The following is a 20,091-nucleotide window of genomic DNA, read 5'->3' as shown; positions in this document are numbered from 1 at the left end:
TCCAGTCAGTTGTTTACTCTTTATTCAAATCGAAGGTCAGTTCAGTATTCGTCAGTTCCCCTTGTAAGATTCGTTCTCCTTCATGGATATACACTGTATTATTACCAGATAAGCCTGTGGTCCGAACAACAACAGCTGCTCCTGCTCTGTTTACTTCAATGCTGCCGGCAGCTGCTCCGCTACTGTCCACAAGCTCTTGACTGTGTGTTCCCTCAGATAATTGATAACAATGGATAGCTACTGAATCTGTATAGTCATAAACAACACTCTTCTGATCCTTGCGACCTGTTACCAAAATTGTATCTTCTTTCACCCAGACTGGCAAATGTAAATAGTCATAAGTTTCATTTCGCCACTGACCATTTTCTGATACAACACACAGCTCATTCGTTAACAGCTGCGTCCAACGTCCTTCCGGCAGATAATAATCCACTTCACCTGTTTCAGTAAACACTGGCGCCACAAGCAGTGAATCCCCAAGAAAATATTGTTTGTCTACAAAATAAGCATTTCTATCCTGTGTATACTCCATGAATAACGGACGCATCATCGGCACGCCGCTTTGAGCAGTATAAACCGCCTGCTGATAGAGATAAGGCATTAAGCTTAATTTTAGTTTAGTAAACGTTCTAGTGACCTCAACTGCTTCTTCATCGTACAGCCAAGGAACTCTGTATTGAATATTGCCATGATAGCGGCTATGAGTAGATAAAAGTCCAAACTGTGTCCATCGTTTGTAAATATCCGCTGAAGCATTTTCTTCAAATCCGCCAATATCATGACTCCAAAAACCAAAGCCAGACAACAGGAACGACAACCCGCCTCTCAGTGTTTCTGTCATTGAGACATATTCTGAAAGGTTATCACCACCCCAATGTACAGGGAATTTTTGGGAGCCGACAGTTCCAGAACGAGCAAAAAGGACGGCTTCATTTTTCCCGCGCTGCTCCTCTAATAAAGAAAAGACGGCTTCATTATATAGATAGCTATAGTAATTATGTGCTTTTTTAGGATCCGATCCGTCAAAATAGACGGCATCTGTCGGAATTCGTTCACCAAAGTCTGTCTTAAAGGAGTCCACTCCCAGCTCCAACAGCTCTGACAAATAGCCTTGATACCACTTCACCGCTTCTGGATTCGTAAAGTCTACGATGCCTTGACCGGCCTGCCACATATCCCATTGCCAAACATTTCCATCTGCTTGCTTCAAAAAGTAGCCATTTTTCCTGCCTTCTTCAAAAAGTGGCGATTTTTGTCCGATATACGGATTAATCCAGACACAAACCTTGATTCCTTTTTCATGAATACGCTGAATCATCCCCTTTGGATCTGGAAACAGCTCATCATCCCATTTGAAATTGCACCACTCAAAGGCCTTCATCCAAAAACAGTCAAAGTGAAAGACTTCCAGCGGAATCCCGCGTTCCAGCATCCCGTCAATAAATGACATGACAGTTTTTTCACTGTAGTCTGTTGTGAAGGATGTAGACAGCCACAAGCCAAAGGACCAAGCCGGCGGCAATGATGGCTTCCCAGTTAGACTGGTATATTTTTCAAGAATGTCTTTTGGTGTAGGTCCGTAAATAATTATATATTCCAAGCTTTGCCCTTCTACACTGAACTGCGCCCGTGAAACATTTTCTGAAGCTATTTCAAAAGAAACCTGCTCAGGATGATTGACAAAAATTCCGTAGCCGTTGCTGCTCATATAAAAAGGAATATTCTTATACGCCTGTTCGCTGCCTGTTCCGCCGTCTTCATTCCAAATATCAATGGTCTGTCCATTTTTAATAAATGGCGTAAAGCGCTCACCTAAACCATAAATCAGCTCATCAATTCCCAAAGAGAGCTGTTCTCTCATATAATGAGTGCCGTCTTTATAAGTGATTTCTCCTTGTGCACCGAATTTCGACTCAGTCAACAGCCTCTCTTCTCCCAAAAAGCGTAACTGAAACTTATCTGATAAGACAGCTTCTGCTTTGATAGAACCCGATTTAAAGCTAATCTTTCCATCTGTTTTTTCAATTACCGGCTGAACATCAGCTGTCTCTAATGTAAATTCCGGACCTGGATTGTTCTGCTCATGATGGACAATTTTTACAGAAATCATATCTTCGCGCGGACTCGTGAGCGTAATCGTGCTCATTCCCATATTCAAAGTATCGCCACGCTGCTCGATTTTTTTATATGGAGCGTACAAAATCAATTGCTTTTCTTTTTCCTGATAGGTAAAAATTTCCTTTGGTGATTGAATTGTATACCCCTCTTTTGTCATCCAATAGCCATTTGTAAATTTCATGGTTGCCCTCCTATTTTACGGCACCGTCCGAAATGCCTTTAATAATATATTTTTGTAGAAACACATAGAGAATAATGATTGGAATAATCGCAATAAATAGGGCTGCCAGCGCCAAATGCCACTGCTTAGAATATTGACCAAAGAAATAGAACATTTTCAGTGGAATCGTGTACATACCTTCTTTATTAATAACTAGAGACGGCAATAGATAGTCATTCCAGAACCAGATTGAGTTCAGTACAATAACAGTTACAGTTGTCGGTTTCAGTAATGGCAGAATAATATGCCAGTAAATCTGAAAACGCGAAGCACCATCAATAGTCGCTGCTTCATCCAATGATTGAGGAATTCCTCTTAGGGCGCCAAAGTAAAGAAAGATTGCCATACTGCTCGCCAAGCCTAGATACATAATAACCAGTCCTGGCCGATTTAACATATTGGCTTTTCCAAAAAATGAAACCAATGGAATCATAATCGCCTGGAATGGGATTAACAAGCCAATCGCAATCACAAAATATAAGCCGTTGCTAAGCTTACTTTTATTTCTTGAAAGGGCATAGGCTGCCATTGACGTACAAATGACAATTACAAAAAGCGACACTGCTGTAATTATTACTGAATTAAGCGCACTTTGAAAGAAATCCAGCTTCTCAAAAGCAATTGGATAGTTTTCTGTTGTAAACTGTTCCGGAACATTCAAAGTGTTTTTGAATATCTCAGATTTTGTCTTAAATGAGTTCACTACAATCAGATAAAAAGGGTACAGCCAGGCAAGCATCAAACAGATCCCTAGAATCTTAATCAACAATGCTTTTCTCTTTTTCTGTTTGATCATAGGTCTACCTCCCGTTTTCTAGTGATACTGATTTGAACAATAGAGATTATAGTAATAATAATCAGGAATATCACAGCCTTTGCTTGTGCATACCCCATATTTCGAACTGCAAATGCTTCGTTGACAATATTCATTGCTACCATCTGTGTAGAATCAAACGGTCCTCCCGCGGTCAATGCTAGATTCTGATCGTAAATTTTAAATGCATTGGATAGTGTCAGAAATAAGCTAACGGTAAATGCCGGGGCAAGCATCGGAAACTTAATCTTCCAGAAAGTTTGCCACGATGTAGCGCCGTCAATTTCTGCCGCTTCAATCATTTCATCTGGAATGTTATTAATAAATGAAATGTAGATAATCATAATGTAGCCGCTCATTTGCCAGACAAAGAGGATAACTAAACCCCAAAAGCCTGTATTAGTCGTGGAGAGCCAGCCTTTAAAAAACTCTATCCCTGTTGCATCTCCAATTGCCGCAAACGCTTTAATAAAAATGAATTGCCAAATAAAACCTAGTATAATCCCACCGATTAGATTCGGCATAAAAAACACTGTACGGAAAACATTATTCAGCTTATCTGCTTTTTGAGTCACCAGTAGTGCCAGTCCCAGTCCAATAATATTTACAAGGACAATCGCGACTACAGAAAATTTGGTTGTAAACCAAATGCTATTTAGAAAACGTTCGTCCTGAAATGCCCTTATATAGTTCTCGATGCCTAAAAATTGGTCAATTTTGATGCCATTCCAATCAGTCATTGAATAGTAAACACCTGTTAATAGCGGTATAAACAACACTACAGCTATCCCCAACAGACTAGGCGCTAGAAATAGCCAGAAGCTTTTTGATCGATTACTCATTATGCAAATCCTCCTCCCGATGCCTATCAATTATTTTTAGTAAGCTGAGCTGTAAAAAACAATGTTCTTTCACAACAGCCCAGCTTACTTAAAATACTAGGCAAACAATTTTACCGAAAAATCAGTTCTTTTCTCTTATTCTCTAGCTAAGCAATCGCTTTTATTATTTACGATCCTCTGCCCAGGCTTCCTTGCCTTTGGTCATCAAATCATCCCATGAGAGATCGCCATTTAGATATTTCTGAAATTCTGGATAAAACTGAGTTTGAGAGTAACCATCTGGGTATTGATTGTGAACCCACGGAACCGTTTTACCCTCAGATACATAGTTGAAAATATCCCGAGATGTTGCATCCTTCAAACTGTCTGAAGAGAAGTTAGTATAAGCAGGAATAAATTCCATTTCATCGGTAATGACTTTCATCGCCGCTTCATCTGTATACATCCACTCCAAAAATTCTTTACTTGCTTCTACAACCTTTTCATCTTTATTTTTATTTACGCCCCAATACCAAGGCGCTCCTGCAGCTATCTTTCCATCTGACTCATCCTTCACATAAAGCGGTAAAATTCCCAATTTATTTTCTACAATTTCTGGGTCTAAACTGTTTAAGGTAGGAATAATCCAATTTCCCTGATGAACGATAGCGACTTGGTCGTTGGCAAAATCTTCTTCTACCGATGTGCTGTAATCTAAAGATAAAATGGGCTGAACATTATATTTGTTAATTAAATCTGTATATTGTTTGAACTGATCACTGTATGAAAAATCAATTGCTTTCGCTTCATACACCTTTTGTACATCATCGTCAAACTCAGGTGCTGTAAAATGAGAACTGTATTGACTGACCACCCAGAATTCTTTTGCACTAAATCCAAAAACAGCTTTCATATCTAAATCGTCTTTTTTGCTGTCAAGCTTTTTCACTGCCGCTTCAAAATCACTGTATGATTTGATTGCATCCACATCAACGCCGGCTTTTTTAAATAGCTCCTTGTTGATTAGAAAGCCATAGCCCTCGATATTCATCGGCAGACCATATACTTTCCCATCTCTTGTCGCACCATCCAAAGTTCCTTCAATAGCTGTATCCGCCAGCTTCGTATCTGTTAAATCGGCTAGACTATCTCCCCATTTATCAACATCTGCTAAACCGCCTAGAAGGAAAACACTTGGCTCATCACCGGAAGAAAATTTAGATTGTAAGGCTGCATTCGCATCTTGTCCGCCGCCTACAGTCGTAACATTGATTTTTACTCCTTCATGACTTTCTTCATATTTCTTTGCCAGCTCGTCTAACTGATCCTTTGTCTCCACTTTAATATTGAAGACATCAATGGTCGTTGTATCTCCGCTGGAACTAGATCCGCCATTCCCACAAGCACCTAATAGCAAACCCGCAGCAGCTAACACAATAGTAGAAAAAATCTTTCTTCGTTTCATTTCGTCTCTCTCCTCTTTGTTATACTAGATAATCATTGAAACGGGACTTAACATACTCCAAATGACTGGACAGCATTTCAATCTCATCATGTTCCAGAGCATAGGAAGTAAGGGTTTCCAAATCTTCGTTGTCAGCAACAATCCTTGCGCCTACTCCTTCTGTATAAGACGCATAACGTTCCTCTTTCAATTTATCGAAGAAACGGTCTTCTTTTAATTTTGCAGCGGCTTTCAACCCGCGAGCAAATGTATCCATACCAGCAATATGAGCTAGAAGCAAATCCTCCATCGCAAAAGACGAGCGGCGAACTTTTGAATCAAAGTTAATTCCCCCTGGCGCTATTCCTCCATTTTCCAAAATTTCATACATCGCAAGCGTAGTATCATAAATATTTGTTGGAAACTCATCTGTATCCCAGCCTAAAAGCATATCTCCCTGATTGGCATCAATAGATCCTAGAGCATCATAACAACGGGCAACAGTCAGCTCATGCTCAAAGGTGTGACCTGCCAAAGTCGCATGATTGGCTTCTAAATTTAGTTTAAAATCATTTTCTAAATCATACTTTTGAATGAATGCCATCGTTGTTGCAGCATCAAAATCATATTGATGTTTTGTTGGTTCTTTTGGCTTTGGCTCAATCAGAAATTGAACCTTATGACCAATTTTTTCTGCATAAGAAACAGCCATTTTAAATAAGCGGGCAATATTATCCTGTTCAAACTTCATATTTGTATTTAACAAAGATTCATATCCCTCACGACCACCCCAAAAGACATAATTCTCGCCACCTAGCTTTTTGCTAATATCCAATCCTTTTTTCACCTGAGCTGCTGAATAGGCAAAGACTTCAGCATTATTAGATGAAGCCGCCCCGTTGACAAAGCGAGGATGAGAAAACATATTTGCGGTATTCCACAACAACTTAATCCCTGTCTGATCCATCTTTTCCTTAATCAAATCAGTAATTTCATCTATATTGCGGAAGAACTCTTCTAATGAGTCGCCCTCCGGCGCAATATCCACATCGTGAAAACAGAAATACTCCACATCCAATTTAGTCAAAAGTTCAAAAAATGCTGCTACTCTGTTTTTAGCCGTCTCCATTGCTGTTTCAGCCGTCCAATCCCGTTGATTGACTGGTTTTCCGAATGGGTCAGAGCCATCTTGAGTCATCGTATGCCAGTAGGCAATCGCAAAGCGCAGCTGTTCTTTCATCGTTTTGCCTAATACCTTTTCCTCTGGATTATAGTGACGGAAAGCAAACATATTTTCTGTTGTTGGTCCTTCGTAACCTACTTTGTCTACCTGTGGAAAGTAACTCATTAACAGATTCCTCCTAAAAATAGCTTGATTTTAGTTAGTTAGCAAGTTAAACTAACTTACATAAAAAATATTAAATCATTGAAAATAAGTTGTCAAGCGCTTTCAAAAATTTTAATATTAACTAAACGAGGTGAACCCATATGATATCTAACAAATATAAGATACGCGAACAAAATGAATCTTTGATTTTAAAAGGAATAATCGATCATAAAAATATTTCCCGTGCTGAGCTGTCTTCTTTAACCGGATTAAATAAAGCTTCTGTCTCATCTATCACCAAAGGACTTTTGGATGATGGTTTAATTTTCGAGACAGGTATCGGCTCTGCTGGTACTCAAGGAGGACGAAAACCGATTATGCTGCAGTTTAACCCCAAAGTAGCGACAGCTCTTTCTTTTGATATCGGAATTGATTATTTAAAAGGAACACTTGCTTATTTAAACGGTGAAGAAATTACGTTTATTGAAAAAAAACGATTGAACGTTTCAGCAAAAACAGTCATTGCTCTTTTAAAAGAGACCATTACTGCTATTCAAAAAGAAAATCCTAAGGTCTGCTCAGCAATTATTGGGATGACCATAGGGATTCATGGGGTGGTTCATAATCATCAAGTCATTTTCACTCCTTACTACGATTTGGATACAATTGATTTACACAAACAGCTTTCCAAAAGCTTTGATTTTCCAATTTTCATCGAAAACGAAGCAAACTTAGCAGCGCTTGGAGAATATGCATTTTCTGATAGTTCTGAGAGTCTGGTAAGCTTAAGCATTCACAGCGGAGTCGGCGGTGGTGTCGTGAACTCCGGGCTCGTTCAAAAAGGACATCATGGTACAGCTGGAGAAATCGGACACTCTATACTCTTTCCAGATGGAAAAGCCTGCCCGTGCGGTAACAACGGCTGTCTGGAGCAGTATGCTTCCAATACGGTACTTTATGAACAAATTGCTGAAAAAAAACAGCTGGATTATGTAGACAGTGCAGTGGTTCAGTCTTTAATAGACGACTCAGAAATCCAAACCAGGCTGGAACAAAATGCGTTTTGGCTGGCAGTCGGTATTAACAATACTGTAGCACTCTATGACCCTGAGGTTGTTATCATTAACAGCTCAATCTATCGGAAAATTCCATCTTTGTTGACAAAGGTTCGAGATCACTTAACTAGTCGCTTTACGAAGGATATTCGCGTTGAAAATAGTACCTTGGGTAGTCAAGCTCCTTTGTACGGCGGTATCGCACTCTGCTGTCAAAATTTTTTAAACATCCAGCGATTGAAGCTCAAGCATGTTTAAATCGATTTAGCCTCAAAAAGACAATTAGTTTGATCAACTACGCCTATTTTTTTACTAGCACATGTCTGAAAAATAGAGTGGTTTCCGAATGTTTCAGACATGCTTATGGAATTAAGAAAGAAGACACCGCCTATGTGAGACATAAGTGCGTTTTTCTGCCGACAGGTTCCGTAACAATCTCAGAAATATTTACCGCTAGCGTTTTCAGACAGGCTCTAAAAAAATTGATTACGCCATACTTCCTCCTTGGAGAGTCAAGTTAGAACATTACAAAAGTTGTTGTCATTACTTTCAACAGTTCGTGATTCTCTGCTATCTCAAAGCATGAAGTGTGCCCTAAAAGTTGTACGTAGATTACACAGCTATTTAGGAACAGTCCCCATGCTCTCATAGCTACTCAATACTGGATGTGTCCCTGCTCCAACGTTTTTTCGGATTTCATGTGGGTTGAGATAGGTCTCATTGAGTAATGTCCCATTCACCTAAAAGAGCATTTACAAAATAACATTACTTGTTTTTTTAGCAGCGATGACACCCATCCGTCATGGCTCTTTTTTTCTATTTCAAAAATCCGTAAAAGCGACCAAACGTAGGAAATTCAACCTTTCAAGTGTAGAATATATATTTTTTTAATGTTATACTTTTTTTTATTAGCTAAATATGTTTGAGCGCTTTCGCAAGATTTTTTTATGGGGCTAATCAAGGTTCTATCGGAAATGTTTTGTCTTGAAAACCAACTGGGTGCTGTGCAGCATCAGAGGATGGACAGAACTAGATCCCCATACTTTTAGCATGCTTAACTCCGCATAAAGGGTGAGACAGTAACACACACGGGCACTTAACTGCGACGAGTATCGCAGGAGCACTCGCAAAGCACTTGACTGCGACGAGTAATCGCAGGAGCAACTTCTTCGGCAATATGACGGGATATCCGAAAATTGACAAGAAACGCTTGGAGGAATCGAGTAGCTGTTAACTACTACCTACCTAAAGTTTTTAGTGTGATTTGACTTATCACCGAGGCTGCAGCTTTTAAGACATCGTTTGCTCGGGAAGTAGGAAATAAAGCTAACTTGTTATTACATCCATAAACTACATTTCATTTCTGAGCTTCCTTAAATCGCATAGAGCTTTTCAAACAAAATCGCAAAAAGGAGAAAATAATTATGGCAAAGATAAACAGCAACACACAGGTCGCCCAACAGTTGGCTTCTGAATTATTGAGTGCTCTAGATGTATTAAACACATCAACTTCAATCAATCAGGATGGGCAAACGACGGTCGCTGGGAATGACAGTGCAAAAGAGGCTATTCACGCTGCACAGCAGGCAGTTACTCAGGTCAGCTCAGCCATTGGCAATGCGGCTGCCAATCTGCAAAGCGTAGCCGCAGAATTTGATGCCAAAGATCGGGCAATAAAAAATACCGTTTTCGGCTCCCTTCCCAAACCAGAATCTAGACCAGCATCAGGAGGAATTAAGCTTGATTTCTAAGCAGGAACAGTTAGAACGTGAAGAACGAATCTTATATGAAAAACAGGATGAGCTAGATGCTGCTGGACGGCAGCTGGAAGAGCTGCAAGAAGATTATCTGGAGCAATTCCATTCCTCCAGCCGGCTTTTCGAAGAGCTGAGGGAAAGCTTTCATCAAAATGATTTTGCTTTACTCTTTGAAGACCTTCATACTGATTTTAGACAAGAGCAGCACCATATTCTTGAGGATTTGGAGGATGGTCAGGAAGCCTTGAAGCAGGAACAGACCCAAGCCCAAGAACGATTAGATAAACTCTACTATGAAAAAAGAAAAGTAGAAATGGACACGGAGGACGAAAACGAATGAGTATTGATATGTATCTAGGACCTGCCCGTACACAGTCAGCAGATGTTCAAGCCATGGGTACTGCCCACCAGCAGGGCTATGAAGCAGTGCAAAAAGCGGCTGCCAGCTTTGCGGCAGACCAGATTTTAGAAGCAGCTGCCTATACCTCAGCAAAAGACATGTTTCAAGCGGTAATTCTACCACTGCTTCAAGGAGGACGTCTATTGTCCGAGGCTGTCGCAGAAGCCTGCAAATCCTTCCCAAACAAATATCTTAGTGTGGACAGCGGTGACTTGAAATCCTCAGAGCTGGAAGAAAAAATCCAGCGCCTGAATAATGAAATAAATGCGTATAATGCCATTCGAATTTCTATTGAATCCAAGGACATTGGGGATAATATGAAGCTGAGGCAATTAAATGCTAATCAGAAAGTCATTAATGGTCTGGAAGATGCCAAAACTGAATTGGAGAATAAATTGGAAAAGCTGTTGGAATTCCACGCCAGCTCTCCAGCCCTCTTCGCTGAAATCAGCGAGCTAACCAGCGCTGTCAATCAAGGAGCGGCTGCTTCAAACAGCTCTTGGAATGCTGCAACAGGAACCTTCCAAAAACCCTCCGGATCAAGTATGGATTGGGTCAAGAAAGTCCATAAAATGCAGCAGGTTCGACAGTTGAAAAAGGAACGTTCTGATTTAATCGATAAAATTAATGAGGTTCTTTTATACGATATGGAGCATCCTGAACACGCTCAAAAAACCGATAAATTTTTATCTCCTGTCGATTTTCTAGCACAGGTAGAAATCAAGCATATGATGTATACCGCCGAAGAACCTTATCGGACATTGTGTTTGCGGTATTTAGATCGATTTAACATAGAAAATACTAAATACAAATCCCAAGCAGGTTTTTTTGATGGATTAGAAGGGAGTCTCTCCTTTGATTTAGCTGGAGATCGCTCTGGGGCAAAAGGTCGTGGTAAATACTTCATTCTATTTCATGAATTGGGACATGCAGTTGATTACTACTTAGGTCTAGACAACGGCTATGAAGGCTTTTATTCTTATTACTATGAAAAAAATGGACTAAATCTAAATGGGTATAATCAATCTGATGTATATAAAAAATTAGAAGAGAGTATAGACAAATTTTTGAATAGTGAAAATTACTCTGATAGTAACAAAATTAAACAACATCTTTTAGATACGTTATACGATCCAATAAAAAAAGGAGATGAACTAACTGGATTAACTAAAGAAGTCTATAACAAACTAAAAAATGAATATTTATATCAACATTTCAGTAATATACACTCTTTCGGCTCCACAGATGTTTATTCTGGGATAACAAATTTTGATATTAGCGGACAATTCCCAGGACATGGTTCCGACTACTTCTTTGATGAAAATGGAACACCCTTATACAGCACCGGTTCCGAGTGCTTCGGAACTTATTTCAGTTACAACGTGATTAATCCTAATGGTTCTGAAATGGAAAACATGGTAACTTTTTTGCCTGATTCTACTTCATACATGGATTCTATCGTCAAGAAAAAAGAATAGAGGTACTCACATGGCGAAAACCACTTTAAAATTATTTGCTACATTTTCTTTAATATTATTATTTATAGGATGTGAAAAAAAACAAGTGAAAACTTCTCAAACAACTTTTTCAGAAAAAACAATACAATATACAGAAGCTAGTACTAACACTGTTATTCCAAGTGTCACTCTAAAAGAGAAAAAAACTAAAAGCTATGAAGATTTAAAAAAATTACCATATTCAACCGAAAAGCAAGATTTATCAAACCTTTCTATGGTCATTTTATTTCAATCAAACGGATTTAAAACAAGAGAATCAAATGACGATTTTGTTGCTGATATAAAAAATAAGAATTTTTATTTATATCCTTGGGAGATAGAGAAAACTAAACCGGACTGGGATTTATCAACTGATGATATTGAAGAAATAAAAACTATTTTAGAAGACTGTAATGTTCAAGAATGGAAAGAAAAATATGGAGAAGAAAAAAATCCTACTGCTACTGCTGATAGAGGTATCTGGAATCTATTACTTGTATTCGAAAATAGTACTATTGAAAGTCACAGTGGCTACTCTCCCGATACTGACGAGCCAGCAGAATTAGACACTCTCCATGAGAAACTAATGGATTTTAGAGATCAAAAAAGACAAGAATGGCAAAAAGAAAATGCAAATTAAGACACCACATCTAATTAAGATTAGAAACAGTTTTCTTATCCTATTTTTTCTATGCTTTTGTGTAGGTTGTGAAAAGGAAAATGCGAACTCCCGATTAACTACGACTACAAGCTCTATAGTTGTTAAAAAACAGCCAGTGAGTTCAACAAGTCAACTTTTTCCTAAACCGATATACAGAAATGATAATTCTGGAGACAACATAGAAGATTTAGAAAAGCTTCCAATGTCTGAAAAAAAACAAACTATTGAAAATATCCGAATGATTATATGTAAAAAAAGCAATTCTTTGTGGACTTTGCGGGAAAATGAGGATTTTATTGCTGATTTAGAAAATAAAGAAATGTTTCTTTATCCTGATATTTTTTCAATGGCTATGTATAAACCTGATTGGAAGCTCACTAACTCTGACGTTAAAACTCTTCAACAGCTCCTTAAAGATTATCAGATACAAGAGTGGGAATCAGAATATATCGGGACTACAGAAAATTCGCCAAGCAACGACTCCATAACAACTGCCGATGGTGGCACCTTCCCATGGACTGTACTACTAGTTTTTGAAGACAACACCATTGAAAAGCATACAGGTTCCAGAACCATGGTTCCTGACAATTTCCATAAGTTTTATGAAGAACTCCTCACCTTTCGTGAAGAAAAGCGTGAGGAATGGCGAAAATCTACTGAATCTGATTAAACCTAAGGAGATGTATGAATAAGAAGTATTTTTTTATCATTGTTCTCTTATTACAACTTGTCGGATGTGAACAAAATACAATGAAAACAATACCTACAGACTCTATAAATATTACGAATGCTTCTCTTGATACCTCAACAAGAGAATCAATACAGGAAATTTTTCCCGAAAGAAAAATAGCTGAAAATGAAGAGAGGTATTCTGAATTACTTACGCTTCCAGAAGCACAAGTAAAAAAAGAAATTTCTGAAATCAGAAAATTAATTATGATTCATAGTGGTTATAAATCTCTCTACGATAATCAAGATTTTGCAGCAAATTTAACCCAACAAACGATGTACTTATACCCATGGCTGATTGGTACGACTGAACCTGACTGGGAGTTAACAGAAAAAGATGTGTCAAAAATACAAAATATTATTGAAGATAACAATGTCCAAAATTGGAATAGAATCTATGGCGTGAAGCCCGATCCTGAACGGACTAGTAATAGTGAAGCTGCTTGGACATTAATTCTGGTCTTTAATGATGATACTGTCGAAATTCATGAAAAATATTATGGTGAAGATTCCCCAAAGGAATATGAAAATTTTAAGAAGGAACTCCTCGCCTTTCGTGAAGAAAAGCGTGAGGAATGGCGAAAATCTACTGAATCTGATTAAACCTAAGGAGATGTATGAATAAAAAGTATTTTTTAATCGTTGTTCTCTTATTACAACTTGTCGGGTGTAAACAGGAGAACATAAAACCAGCCTCGTTGGTTGAGATTACAAATGAATCTAGTTCTCAAACCTTTATTACAGAATCATCTTCATATCTATCAAATCGTGAAAAAATACCCGAAAGAAAAAGAATGAGTGGTGGAGAAACTTATGACAAGCTCTTTTATCTTCCGGAAACACAAACAAAAAAAACTGTTACTGATATAAGAAAGATTGTTTATAGCGAAAGTGGCTTTATAGATATGTACGAAAATCAGGAATTTTTTGCAGATTTAGAGAATAAAAATATGAACTTATATCCTTATAGGAATGTAGGCGACATAGAACCCGATTGGAATCTAACAGAAAAAGATGTGACAAAAATACACAATATTATTGAAGACAATAATATATTGGACTGGAAAAAAATTTATGGTACTGAGCCTGATCCTGAGCGTACTAGCAATAGTGAAGCCTTTTGGACGTTACTTTTAGTCTTCAACGATGACACCAATCAAATTCATAAAAAGTATTATGGCGACGATTCTCCAATGGAGTATGAAAACTTTATAAAAGAACTCCTCGCCTTCCGTGAAGAAAAGCGTGAGGAATGGCGAAAATCGATTGAATCCGATTAAACATAAGGAGATATATGAATAAAAAGTATTTTTTAATCGTTGTTCTCTTATTGCAACTTGTCGGATGTGAACAAGGAAATACAAAAACAGCCTCATCAGTTGAGATTGCAACTACCTCTAGCTTCCAGACATTTACTACCCGTTCTTCTAGCAGCTCTCAACTAGATGAGACATTGCCAGAAGAACACAGCTTAAGAAATGGTGAAACATATGATAAATTATTGTCCCTTCCAGAGTCCCAAACAAAGAAAACTGTCACTGATATAAGAAAAATTATTTACAAGGAAAGTGGTTTGTATGATATATACACAACTCAAGAATTTTTTGCAGATTTAAAAAATAAAAATATGAACTTATATCCCTTTAGAAACACTGGCGATATAGAACCCGATTGGAATCTAACAGAAAAAGATGTGACAAAAATACACAATATTATTGAAGATAATAATGTATTAGACTGGAAAAAAAGTTATGGTACTGAGCCTGATCCTGAGCGTACTAGCAATAGTGAAGCATTTTGGACGTTACTTTTAGTCTTCAACGATGACACCAATCAAATCCATAAAAAATATTATGGCGACGATTCTCCAATGGAGTATGAAAACTTTATAAAAGAACTCCTCGCCTTTCGCGAAGAAAAGCGTGAGGAATGGCGAAAATCTACTGAATCCGATTAAATACAAGGAGATGTATGAAAAAGAAAAATTTCTTGATTATTGCTCCCTTATTCTTCCTCATAGGATGTGAGAACAACGGAACGGAACTAAAATCATTAGAATCTACGACAAATAACAGCGCAAAAATTCTTACTACCGAAACTTCATCATCTTTTCCAACGGAAGAGCAACTACCAGAAGAACAGATTCGTTCTGCAAGTGACGGAAATAGCATCAGAGTATTGAGTAATTTACCAGTTTCCGAATTCAAACAAAGCTTAGAATCTGTTAAAAAAATTATCTGTACAAAGACGCTATCTCTTTGGACTAGAGAACAAAATGAGGATTTTGTTGCTGATTTAAAAAATAAAGAGATGTATCTATATCCCGGAGCAATTGACCGAACAGAACCTGATTGGAAACTTACCGACTCCGATGTTAAAACTCTTCTACAGCTGCTTGAAAACTATCAGATACAAGACTGGGAAACAGAGTACATCGGAACTGCAAAAAATTCGCCAAATAACGACTCCATAACAACTGCCGATGGTGGAACCTTTCCTTGGACTGTTTTACTAGTTTTTGAAGACAATACCATTGAAAAGCATACGGGTTCCAGAACCATGGTTCCTGACAATTTTCATGAGTTTTATGAAGAACTCCTCGCCTTTCGTGAAGAAAAGCGTGAGGAATGGCGAAAAACATTGGATTAACCAAAAAGCTGTCCGATTCCTATTTGGGGAATCGGACAGCTTCTTTATTCTGCTAATAATTTCTTTACTGCTTCAAAGGAATACTCTGCTGTCCGTATACCGCTTTGTTTTTGGATGTCTGTTCCAAAGTACAAATGATGGTTCTGCTCCTTCAACATTGGCTGGTCCATATCCGTATCCCCTAGGGCTTTAAAGGATAAGCCTTCAGGCAGCTCTGCTTTTAGCTTGGCTGCGGCTCCTTCCTTTGACAGCTTTGCAGGAAGGAAATACAGCTTCTTATGCTGAAAGTAGCTGGTCCAGCCATAACTGGACAACTCTTCATTTACCTGCTGAATCAGATTTGGCTCCCAAGTCCTTGCGACAACCAGAACACAATAGTAGAGATTATCAATTTCCTTGACCTTCCGAATACTGTCTTGGGGAAGATACCGTTCAATGATCCTTAAAATCTCCCCGTTACTCTCCAGCTCAGGTTTAAGCTCAGCTTTAATCTGTTGGTTCCAATTTAAATCCAACTGCCCGCTTCGATAAAGATTTCCGCCATTGCTGGTTAAAGCAAAGGCGGGTGCCAGTTCCTTAAGCAGAGGTGACAAACGCTCATACTGCTCTGTAGAACGGGTAGTCACAGGAATGAACAAGTGCTTTTCTGACCATTGCTTCAGATAGTCAACTAGCTGTCTCTCCATATAGCCATGACCGCCGTTTGCATAGGTTTCAGCTTCCAAGCATTGGTCTACTGTCAATGATTTCGGCAGTGAATTTTTTGAAAAAAGAAGGGTACCGTCTAAATCACTGAAAACTACTATACTCATATTTCCTTTTCTCCAACCTTTTGGCGAATTAATCCACAACAGGAGTAAGGCATGTTGGTATACTCCTCAATCGGTACATGAAGCTCTTTTGCCAGCATCAGAATATGACGCAAGTCATTGGTTTTTTCCGGATTAATCAACAGCTTTTCAGGGACACGCCGCAGCAAAACTCGAGTCGTTTCGCCAACTCCCGGCTTGATGAAATGGATACTGTCATAGTTGAAATCCGCTTTGATTTGTTCAATCGCTGCCATCCCTGCCCAGCTTGGTACTTCTGCCGGATTCCAAGCAGCTAGTGCTGCTTTTATTTCCTGATCAAGCTGCTCTCTGTTCTCTACGTAAGCTGTCATAATCGTTTCAATATACACATTCGATAGATCCTGTTCTTCAAACTCTTGATAGTATTTCGCCCCATGGACTTCTCCCGGTTTAATATAGCGCTCGTTCAGCACGGTTCTGCTGACTAGACCGGATACTGTAGAGTTCAGGCAAGCACTTGGAATCAAAAAATCTTCTCGTGTTCCGTAAAGTGTCGTACAGTAGCCCGTATCTGCTAAAACGGCTAAGCTGGGAGACAGAGGAAATTGCCGAGAATGCGTTTCATTATACTGCTCACAGGCTTCCGTCAGCTCCTTAGTGATTGCTCCCTTACCTGTCCAGCCGTCAATAAACTGGATATCTGCTGTTTCAGATTGCTGGTAAATATAATCCAGCGCAACTTCATCGATCCCCCGGCCGCGGATAATCGAAATAGAATAATGAGGAACATCAACCTGATAGACTAGCTTTAAATAGCGTTTAATTAAAACCCCTATAGGCGTACCTGCTCTTGCCAAGCTCACCAACACCAAATCAGCTAATGTGCTTTGTAAATCACCCTGATGATTTTTCTTTTTTTCGCTGACAATCTGTTCAGCAACAATTCCTACTGACAGAGCAATTCGACTAGCTGATTCTTTCAAGGTTTCTTTAAATAAAGCTACGTATTCTGCGGTTGGCTGATATTCTACCGGCAGCATCTCTGAATAATGAGTACCGCTCTGAATTAATACTTCTCTTTCTGGTGTAGCAATCTCATCCACATACTGACTAATATCCTGAAGTAGAAAAATCACATCATCGTCTGAATAACTTCCTTTTATAAATGGTTTCATCTTTTTAAAACGCTCCCTATAACAGATTGATAGAGACTGCGGGAAACAAGGTCCACAAAATAAAGCTTCGTGCCTCTCACAGTACCTAATATACGATTTAGTTCATTCAAATGCTCTCGACTAACTACCCGCTCAAAAAACACAAAGATGTCCTGATACTGCTTTTCCTCTGCAACGCCATAGACATAGTTCGTGGCTCCAGGCTGCTCAGGACTTGGAAACTGCCGTTTCTGCGAAATAGGATAGCCTTGCTCATTCCGGCTTAAAATAGGACTGCGGGTGGTGGTATGAAATACCACATTGCTGCCCATATAACTGGCAATTTTCATTGGCAAATACATAAATTCACCCGTGCCTAAAACCAGACATTTTCCAGCGCCTGCACGAACAGCCTGCAGCTGCTGACCAATCACTGCCAATGCTTCGTTTTGATTCTGTTCACTAGTTAATCCAAAGCGACCGGTTGCTTTTAAATAGGGGGGCTGCTCAGTCTTAGACGAATCAAACACCTGCTCCATTGAAAATTTCGGCAGCTTCTTCTGCAATGGCTTCTGCAACAATAGACTACTGGAATTACTTTCCGTAAGCAGGGATTCATCTGTTAATCCGATTGGTTGACCAAGCTCTTCCACTTGTCCCTTTAAAAGAGAAACTTCCCGAATCACAATTCCCAGCTCCTGTTCCAAATCCCTAAAAGCTTGCTGATTCGCTTCATTTCGCCAGTCTAAAATTGAAACAATTGTGAATTGCTTTTTGTGAGGAAAAGCCCGTAGAATATCTCGAATAATATTTAAATTTGTCTTCCCGGTGGTTACTTCATCATCAACTAGAATTACCTCGGAATCATCAGCAAAAAACTGGGAGTCATCCCCATATACCCGATGAGCCGTTGCATGGCTGTGCTCTTCTTCAAATGCCAGCAATACCTGCTTTCCAGCTATTTCTTCTCTCGTCGTGTGAATATAACGAGCTGAAGAAGCAAAGCTGTCGAAAAACGCATGACCTAACGCTGTCGCAGTTTCACAAAAACCAATAATAGTGACTGGCCGCTTAAGACTTATCTGAGGCAGTGCCGCTGCTTCAAAGGAAAATTCAGATTGCCTTGCTCGGTCGTTCAGCACTTCTTGAATCAGCGATTGATACTTGTCTATTTGACTACTGTAAACTAGAGCCAGTGCTCGGCCAATCAGTAGTGAGACAGAAGGATTAACCGGCAGGTGCTTCCCTAAAACTGGACTGACAAAAAGAAAACTTCGTTTTTTATTAATCCGTGCCGCCATTTGAAACAATGCTTCCGGCTTTAGCTGAAAAGGGTTTTTATCAACTGTAATTTTTACTTTTAGACCTTCAGTTACTGGATACTCCCTTATTTCCATCATGTAGATTCCTCGCTTAAATATTCAGCGATCAATAGATCGACAAATTCTTTTTTATCGTTAAACACACCGTAAATCTGTGCACGAAGTAGTACCTGTTTAGCCCAAAGCAAATGTGGTTTTACCTCATTCATCTTGTTTCCCTGATCACTTTTAAATACACCAACCTGACCGTTCTTGCTTTCACAAATATGCTTGGCATCAAAATACTCTTCCTTCGGTACAACCAGCTGGCTATTAATTGGCACAATATGGGTTGGATGAATACAGGTCTTACCGTTAATACCGTTAACCTTGTCCAGCATCACTTCTCTGATTAGCCCATCATTGGCATCTGTAATTAGCTCTTTTCTGATTTGCTGCCCATCTTCCCCCAGCTTAACCTTAAAGGGTGTTTCTCTAAGCAACGGCTTCATCATCCGTGGTCGCTTAGTAAAAAACTCCCAAACACAGCCGCTGACAACAAAGCGCCGGTCTAAGGCAAAATAATTCAACACATCCGTCATAAAATCCTTCATCACAGATACATCATAGATTGTCGAATCGATTGTTCTTCTAAGCCCAAAAAGACCACACATATCAGTCGCACCTAAACGGATATTAAGAATTCGCTCTTCAAATTCCGGCTTAGTCAAGACTTCAAACACCTTGTTCAGCTCTTCTTCACGACTTCTTTTACTCATTAACTCTCTAGATTCCAAAATCGGCATCGCCCAGAGCCAAGTCTGGTTCTCCTCTGAAACCTGGATAAGATTTTCTAAATAGGCAGCCATATTCCGGTTATCTGCTTTAGGTAAAGCAAAGCCATCAATGACCTTTATCAAGCTGCTCATTTTTTTACTAAATGATGATAAATGTTCCGGTGTTCTTACTCGAACAAATAGCATCGGAAAGCTGCTTTGCTCCTCTTCAGACAGCTGTGCAATGAATAGCTCCAGCTGCTGCAGCTGCTCAATCAGATTCTGCTCCGCTAACTCAACACTAACATCGCCAATGCTGTCTTCCAAGCATAATACATAGGCCGCAGCTGAATAGCGGGCACTAATAATGTTCTTAGCGATATCTTCTCTGGTTCCCGGCATATATAAAGCAGCCCCCAAAGAATGACCGATTAGCTGCCGTTCTGCTTCCGTATACTGATGATAATCGTTTCTGTGTTTTGTTTTGATGATTTGAGGAGCTTGAAAAAAAATTGCCTCCTCCTGTTTTTTCGACAAAAAATTAAAATGCCGCATAGTTATTCCTCTTTTCTTTCCTT

19 protein-coding genes are annotated in these 20,091 nt (G+C 39.1%); 10 read left to right on the top strand and 9 right to left on the bottom strand.

The window, feature by feature from the left end:
• Positions 1-13: 13 nt before the first annotated feature.
• The 5 genes from yicI to xylA all read right to left on the bottom strand — a co-directional run bounded on the left by yicI (position 14) and on the right by xylA (position 6,765).
• Positions 14-2,299, bottom strand: coding sequence for an alpha-xylosidase (gene yicI / locus AC1Z3K_RS14305; protein ID WP_426081891.1), 2,286 nt, complete (start codon positions 2,297-2,299; stop codon positions 14-16).
• Between the two features lie 10 nt (positions 2,300-2,309).
• Complete coding sequence (locus tag AC1Z3K_RS14300; RefSeq protein WP_426081892.1) at positions 2,310-3,134, bottom strand: carbohydrate ABC transporter permease; 825 nt, start codon at positions 3,132-3,134, stop codon at positions 2,310-2,312.
• Positions 3,131-3,994 (bottom strand): carbohydrate ABC transporter permease, encoded by an 864-nt coding sequence (locus tag AC1Z3K_RS14295; protein ID WP_426081894.1) that lies wholly within the window; start codon positions 3,992-3,994, stop codon positions 3,131-3,133. The genes AC1Z3K_RS14300 and AC1Z3K_RS14295 overlap by 4 nt, the downstream gene beginning before the upstream one ends.
• A gap of 163 nt (positions 3,995-4,157) precedes the next feature.
• The gene (locus tag AC1Z3K_RS14290; protein ID WP_426081895.1) at positions 4,158-5,438 is read right to left on the bottom strand and encodes an ABC transporter substrate-binding protein; all 1,281 of its coding nucleotides are present in this window, start codon (positions 5,436-5,438) and stop codon (positions 4,158-4,160) included.
• A 19-nt stretch (positions 5,439-5,457) separates the two neighbouring features.
• Positions 5,458-6,765 (bottom strand): xylose isomerase, encoded by a 1,308-nt coding sequence (xylA, locus tag AC1Z3K_RS14285; protein ID WP_426081896.1) that lies wholly within the window; start codon positions 6,763-6,765, stop codon positions 5,458-5,460.
• Between the two features lie 140 nt (positions 6,766-6,905).
• On the opposite strand from xylA, the gene AC1Z3K_RS14280 reads away from it, so the two are divergent.
• The 10 genes from AC1Z3K_RS14280 to AC1Z3K_RS14235 all read left to right on the top strand — a co-directional run bounded on the left by AC1Z3K_RS14280 (position 6,906) and on the right by AC1Z3K_RS14235 (position 15,491).
• The gene (locus tag AC1Z3K_RS14280; RefSeq protein WP_461733060.1) at positions 6,906-8,057 is read left to right on the top strand and encodes an ROK family protein; all 1,152 of its coding nucleotides are present in this window, start codon (positions 6,906-6,908) and stop codon (positions 8,055-8,057) included.
• Between the two features lie 1,166 nt (positions 8,058-9,223).
• A complete protein-coding gene (locus tag AC1Z3K_RS14275) occupies positions 9,224-9,550 on the top strand; it encodes a TIGR04197 family type VII secretion effector (protein WP_426081898.1) in 327 nt (108 codons plus the stop codon).
• A complete protein-coding gene (locus AC1Z3K_RS14270; protein WP_426081900.1) occupies positions 9,540-9,896 on the top strand; it encodes a DUF3958 family protein in 357 nt (118 codons plus the stop codon). Before AC1Z3K_RS14275 ends, AC1Z3K_RS14270 begins: the two co-directional genes overlap by 11 nt.
• A complete protein-coding gene (locus AC1Z3K_RS14265) occupies positions 9,893-11,434 on the top strand; it encodes a hypothetical protein (protein WP_461733059.1) in 1,542 nt (513 codons plus the stop codon). The genes AC1Z3K_RS14270 and AC1Z3K_RS14265 overlap by 4 nt, the downstream gene beginning before the upstream one ends.
• Before the next feature lie 10 nt (positions 11,435-11,444).
• Positions 11,445-12,092 carry a hypothetical protein gene (locus AC1Z3K_RS14260; protein ID WP_461733058.1) on the top strand — a complete coding sequence of 216 codons (648 nt, stop codon included), beginning with the start codon at positions 11,445-11,447 and terminating at the stop codon, positions 12,090-12,092.
• Entirely contained in the window at positions 12,082-12,783 is a 702-nt protein-coding gene (locus AC1Z3K_RS14255; RefSeq protein WP_461733057.1) for a hypothetical protein, read from the top strand. The genes AC1Z3K_RS14260 and AC1Z3K_RS14255 overlap by 11 nt, the downstream gene beginning before the upstream one ends.
• Positions 12,784-12,797: 14 nt before the next feature.
• Entirely contained in the window at positions 12,798-13,445 is a 648-nt protein-coding gene (locus AC1Z3K_RS14250; RefSeq protein ID WP_461733056.1) for a hypothetical protein, read from the top strand.
• 14 nt (positions 13,446-13,459) lie between these two features.
• The gene (locus AC1Z3K_RS14245) at positions 13,460-14,122 is read left to right on the top strand and encodes a hypothetical protein (RefSeq protein WP_461733055.1); all 663 of its coding nucleotides are present in this window, start codon (positions 13,460-13,462) and stop codon (positions 14,120-14,122) included.
• A gap of 14 nt (positions 14,123-14,136) precedes the next feature.
• A complete protein-coding gene (locus tag AC1Z3K_RS14240; RefSeq protein WP_426081904.1) occupies positions 14,137-14,799 on the top strand; it encodes a hypothetical protein in 663 nt (220 codons plus the stop codon).
• Between the two features lie 14 nt (positions 14,800-14,813).
• The gene (locus tag AC1Z3K_RS14235; protein ID WP_461733054.1) at positions 14,814-15,491 is read left to right on the top strand and encodes a hypothetical protein; all 678 of its coding nucleotides are present in this window, start codon (positions 14,814-14,816) and stop codon (positions 15,489-15,491) included.
• A gap of 44 nt (positions 15,492-15,535) precedes the next feature.
• On the opposite strand, the gene AC1Z3K_RS14230 is transcribed toward AC1Z3K_RS14235, so the two are convergent.
• Genes AC1Z3K_RS14230 through AC1Z3K_RS14215 form a run of 4 tightly spaced genes read right to left on the bottom strand, consistent with a single transcriptional unit; the run spans position 15,536 to position 20,068 of the window.
• A complete protein-coding gene (locus AC1Z3K_RS14230) occupies positions 15,536-16,303 on the bottom strand; it encodes an HAD family hydrolase (protein ID WP_461733053.1) in 768 nt (255 codons plus the stop codon).
• The gene (locus AC1Z3K_RS14225) at positions 16,300-17,457 is read right to left on the bottom strand and encodes a cysteine protease StiP family protein (RefSeq protein WP_461733052.1); all 1,158 of its coding nucleotides are present in this window, start codon (positions 17,455-17,457) and stop codon (positions 16,300-16,302) included. Before AC1Z3K_RS14225 ends, AC1Z3K_RS14230 begins: the two co-directional genes overlap by 4 nt.
• Entirely contained in the window at positions 17,454-18,836 is a 1,383-nt protein-coding gene (locus AC1Z3K_RS14220; RefSeq protein WP_426081912.1) for a phosphoribosyltransferase family protein, read from the bottom strand. The genes AC1Z3K_RS14225 and AC1Z3K_RS14220 overlap by 4 nt, the downstream gene beginning before the upstream one ends.
• Positions 18,833-20,068, bottom strand: a complete 1,236-nt coding sequence (locus tag AC1Z3K_RS14215) for an HpcH/HpaI aldolase/citrate lyase family protein (RefSeq protein WP_426081913.1) — start codon at positions 20,066-20,068, stop codon at positions 18,833-18,835. The genes AC1Z3K_RS14220 and AC1Z3K_RS14215 overlap by 4 nt, the downstream gene beginning before the upstream one ends.
• Positions 20,069-20,091: the final 23 nt, after the last annotated feature.

The organism is Enterococcus sp. LJL128 (assembly GCF_056924295.1).
Note: the sequence above shows the minus strand (reverse complement) of the source record. Positions and strands in the feature narration are given on the sequence as shown.

Bases quoted from the DNA above. Each gene is read 5' to 3' on its own strand.
- yicI (WP_426081891.1), bottom strand. From the start codon at position 2,299: ATGAAATTTACAAATGGCTATTGGATGACAAAAGAGGGGTATACAATT.
- AC1Z3K_RS14300 (WP_426081892.1), bottom strand. From the start codon at position 3,134: ATGATCAAACAGAAAAAGAGAAAAGCATTGTTGATTAAGATTCTAGGG.
- AC1Z3K_RS14295 (WP_426081894.1), bottom strand. From the start codon at position 3,994: ATGAGTAATCGATCAAAAAGCTTCTGGCTATTTCTAGCGCCTAGTCTG.
- AC1Z3K_RS14290 (WP_426081895.1), bottom strand. From the start codon at position 5,438: ATGAAACGAAGAAAGATTTTTTCTACTATTGTGTTAGCTGCTGCGGGT.
- xylA (WP_426081896.1), bottom strand. From the start codon at position 6,765: ATGAGTTACTTTCCACAGGTAGACAAAGTAGGTTACGAAGGACCAACA.
- AC1Z3K_RS14280 (WP_461733060.1), top strand. From the start codon at position 6,906: ATGATATCTAACAAATATAAGATACGCGAACAAAATGAATCTTTGATT.
- AC1Z3K_RS14275 (WP_426081898.1), top strand. From the start codon at position 9,224: ATGGCAAAGATAAACAGCAACACACAGGTCGCCCAACAGTTGGCTTCT.
- AC1Z3K_RS14265 (WP_461733059.1), top strand. From the start codon at position 9,893: ATGAGTATTGATATGTATCTAGGACCTGCCCGTACACAGTCAGCAGAT.
- AC1Z3K_RS14260 (WP_461733058.1), top strand. From the start codon at position 11,445: ATGGCGAAAACCACTTTAAAATTATTTGCTACATTTTCTTTAATATTA.
- AC1Z3K_RS14255 (WP_461733057.1), top strand. From the start codon at position 12,082: ATGCAAATTAAGACACCACATCTAATTAAGATTAGAAACAGTTTTCTT.
- AC1Z3K_RS14250 (WP_461733056.1), top strand. From the start codon at position 12,798: ATGAATAAGAAGTATTTTTTTATCATTGTTCTCTTATTACAACTTGTC.
- AC1Z3K_RS14245 (WP_461733055.1), top strand. From the start codon at position 13,460: ATGAATAAAAAGTATTTTTTAATCGTTGTTCTCTTATTACAACTTGTC.
- AC1Z3K_RS14240 (WP_426081904.1), top strand. From the start codon at position 14,137: ATGAATAAAAAGTATTTTTTAATCGTTGTTCTCTTATTGCAACTTGTC.
- AC1Z3K_RS14235 (WP_461733054.1), top strand. From the start codon at position 14,814: ATGAAAAAGAAAAATTTCTTGATTATTGCTCCCTTATTCTTCCTCATA.
- AC1Z3K_RS14230 (WP_461733053.1), bottom strand. From the start codon at position 16,303: ATGAGTATAGTAGTTTTCAGTGATTTAGACGGTACCCTTCTTTTTTCA.
- AC1Z3K_RS14225 (WP_461733052.1), bottom strand. From the start codon at position 17,457: ATGAAACCATTTATAAAAGGAAGTTATTCAGACGATGATGTGATTTTT.
- AC1Z3K_RS14220 (WP_426081912.1), bottom strand. From the start codon at position 18,836: ATGATGGAAATAAGGGAGTATCCAGTAACTGAAGGTCTAAAAGTAAAA.
- AC1Z3K_RS14215 (WP_426081913.1), bottom strand. From the start codon at position 20,068: ATGCGGCATTTTAATTTTTTGTCGAAAAAACAGGAGGAGGCAATTTTT.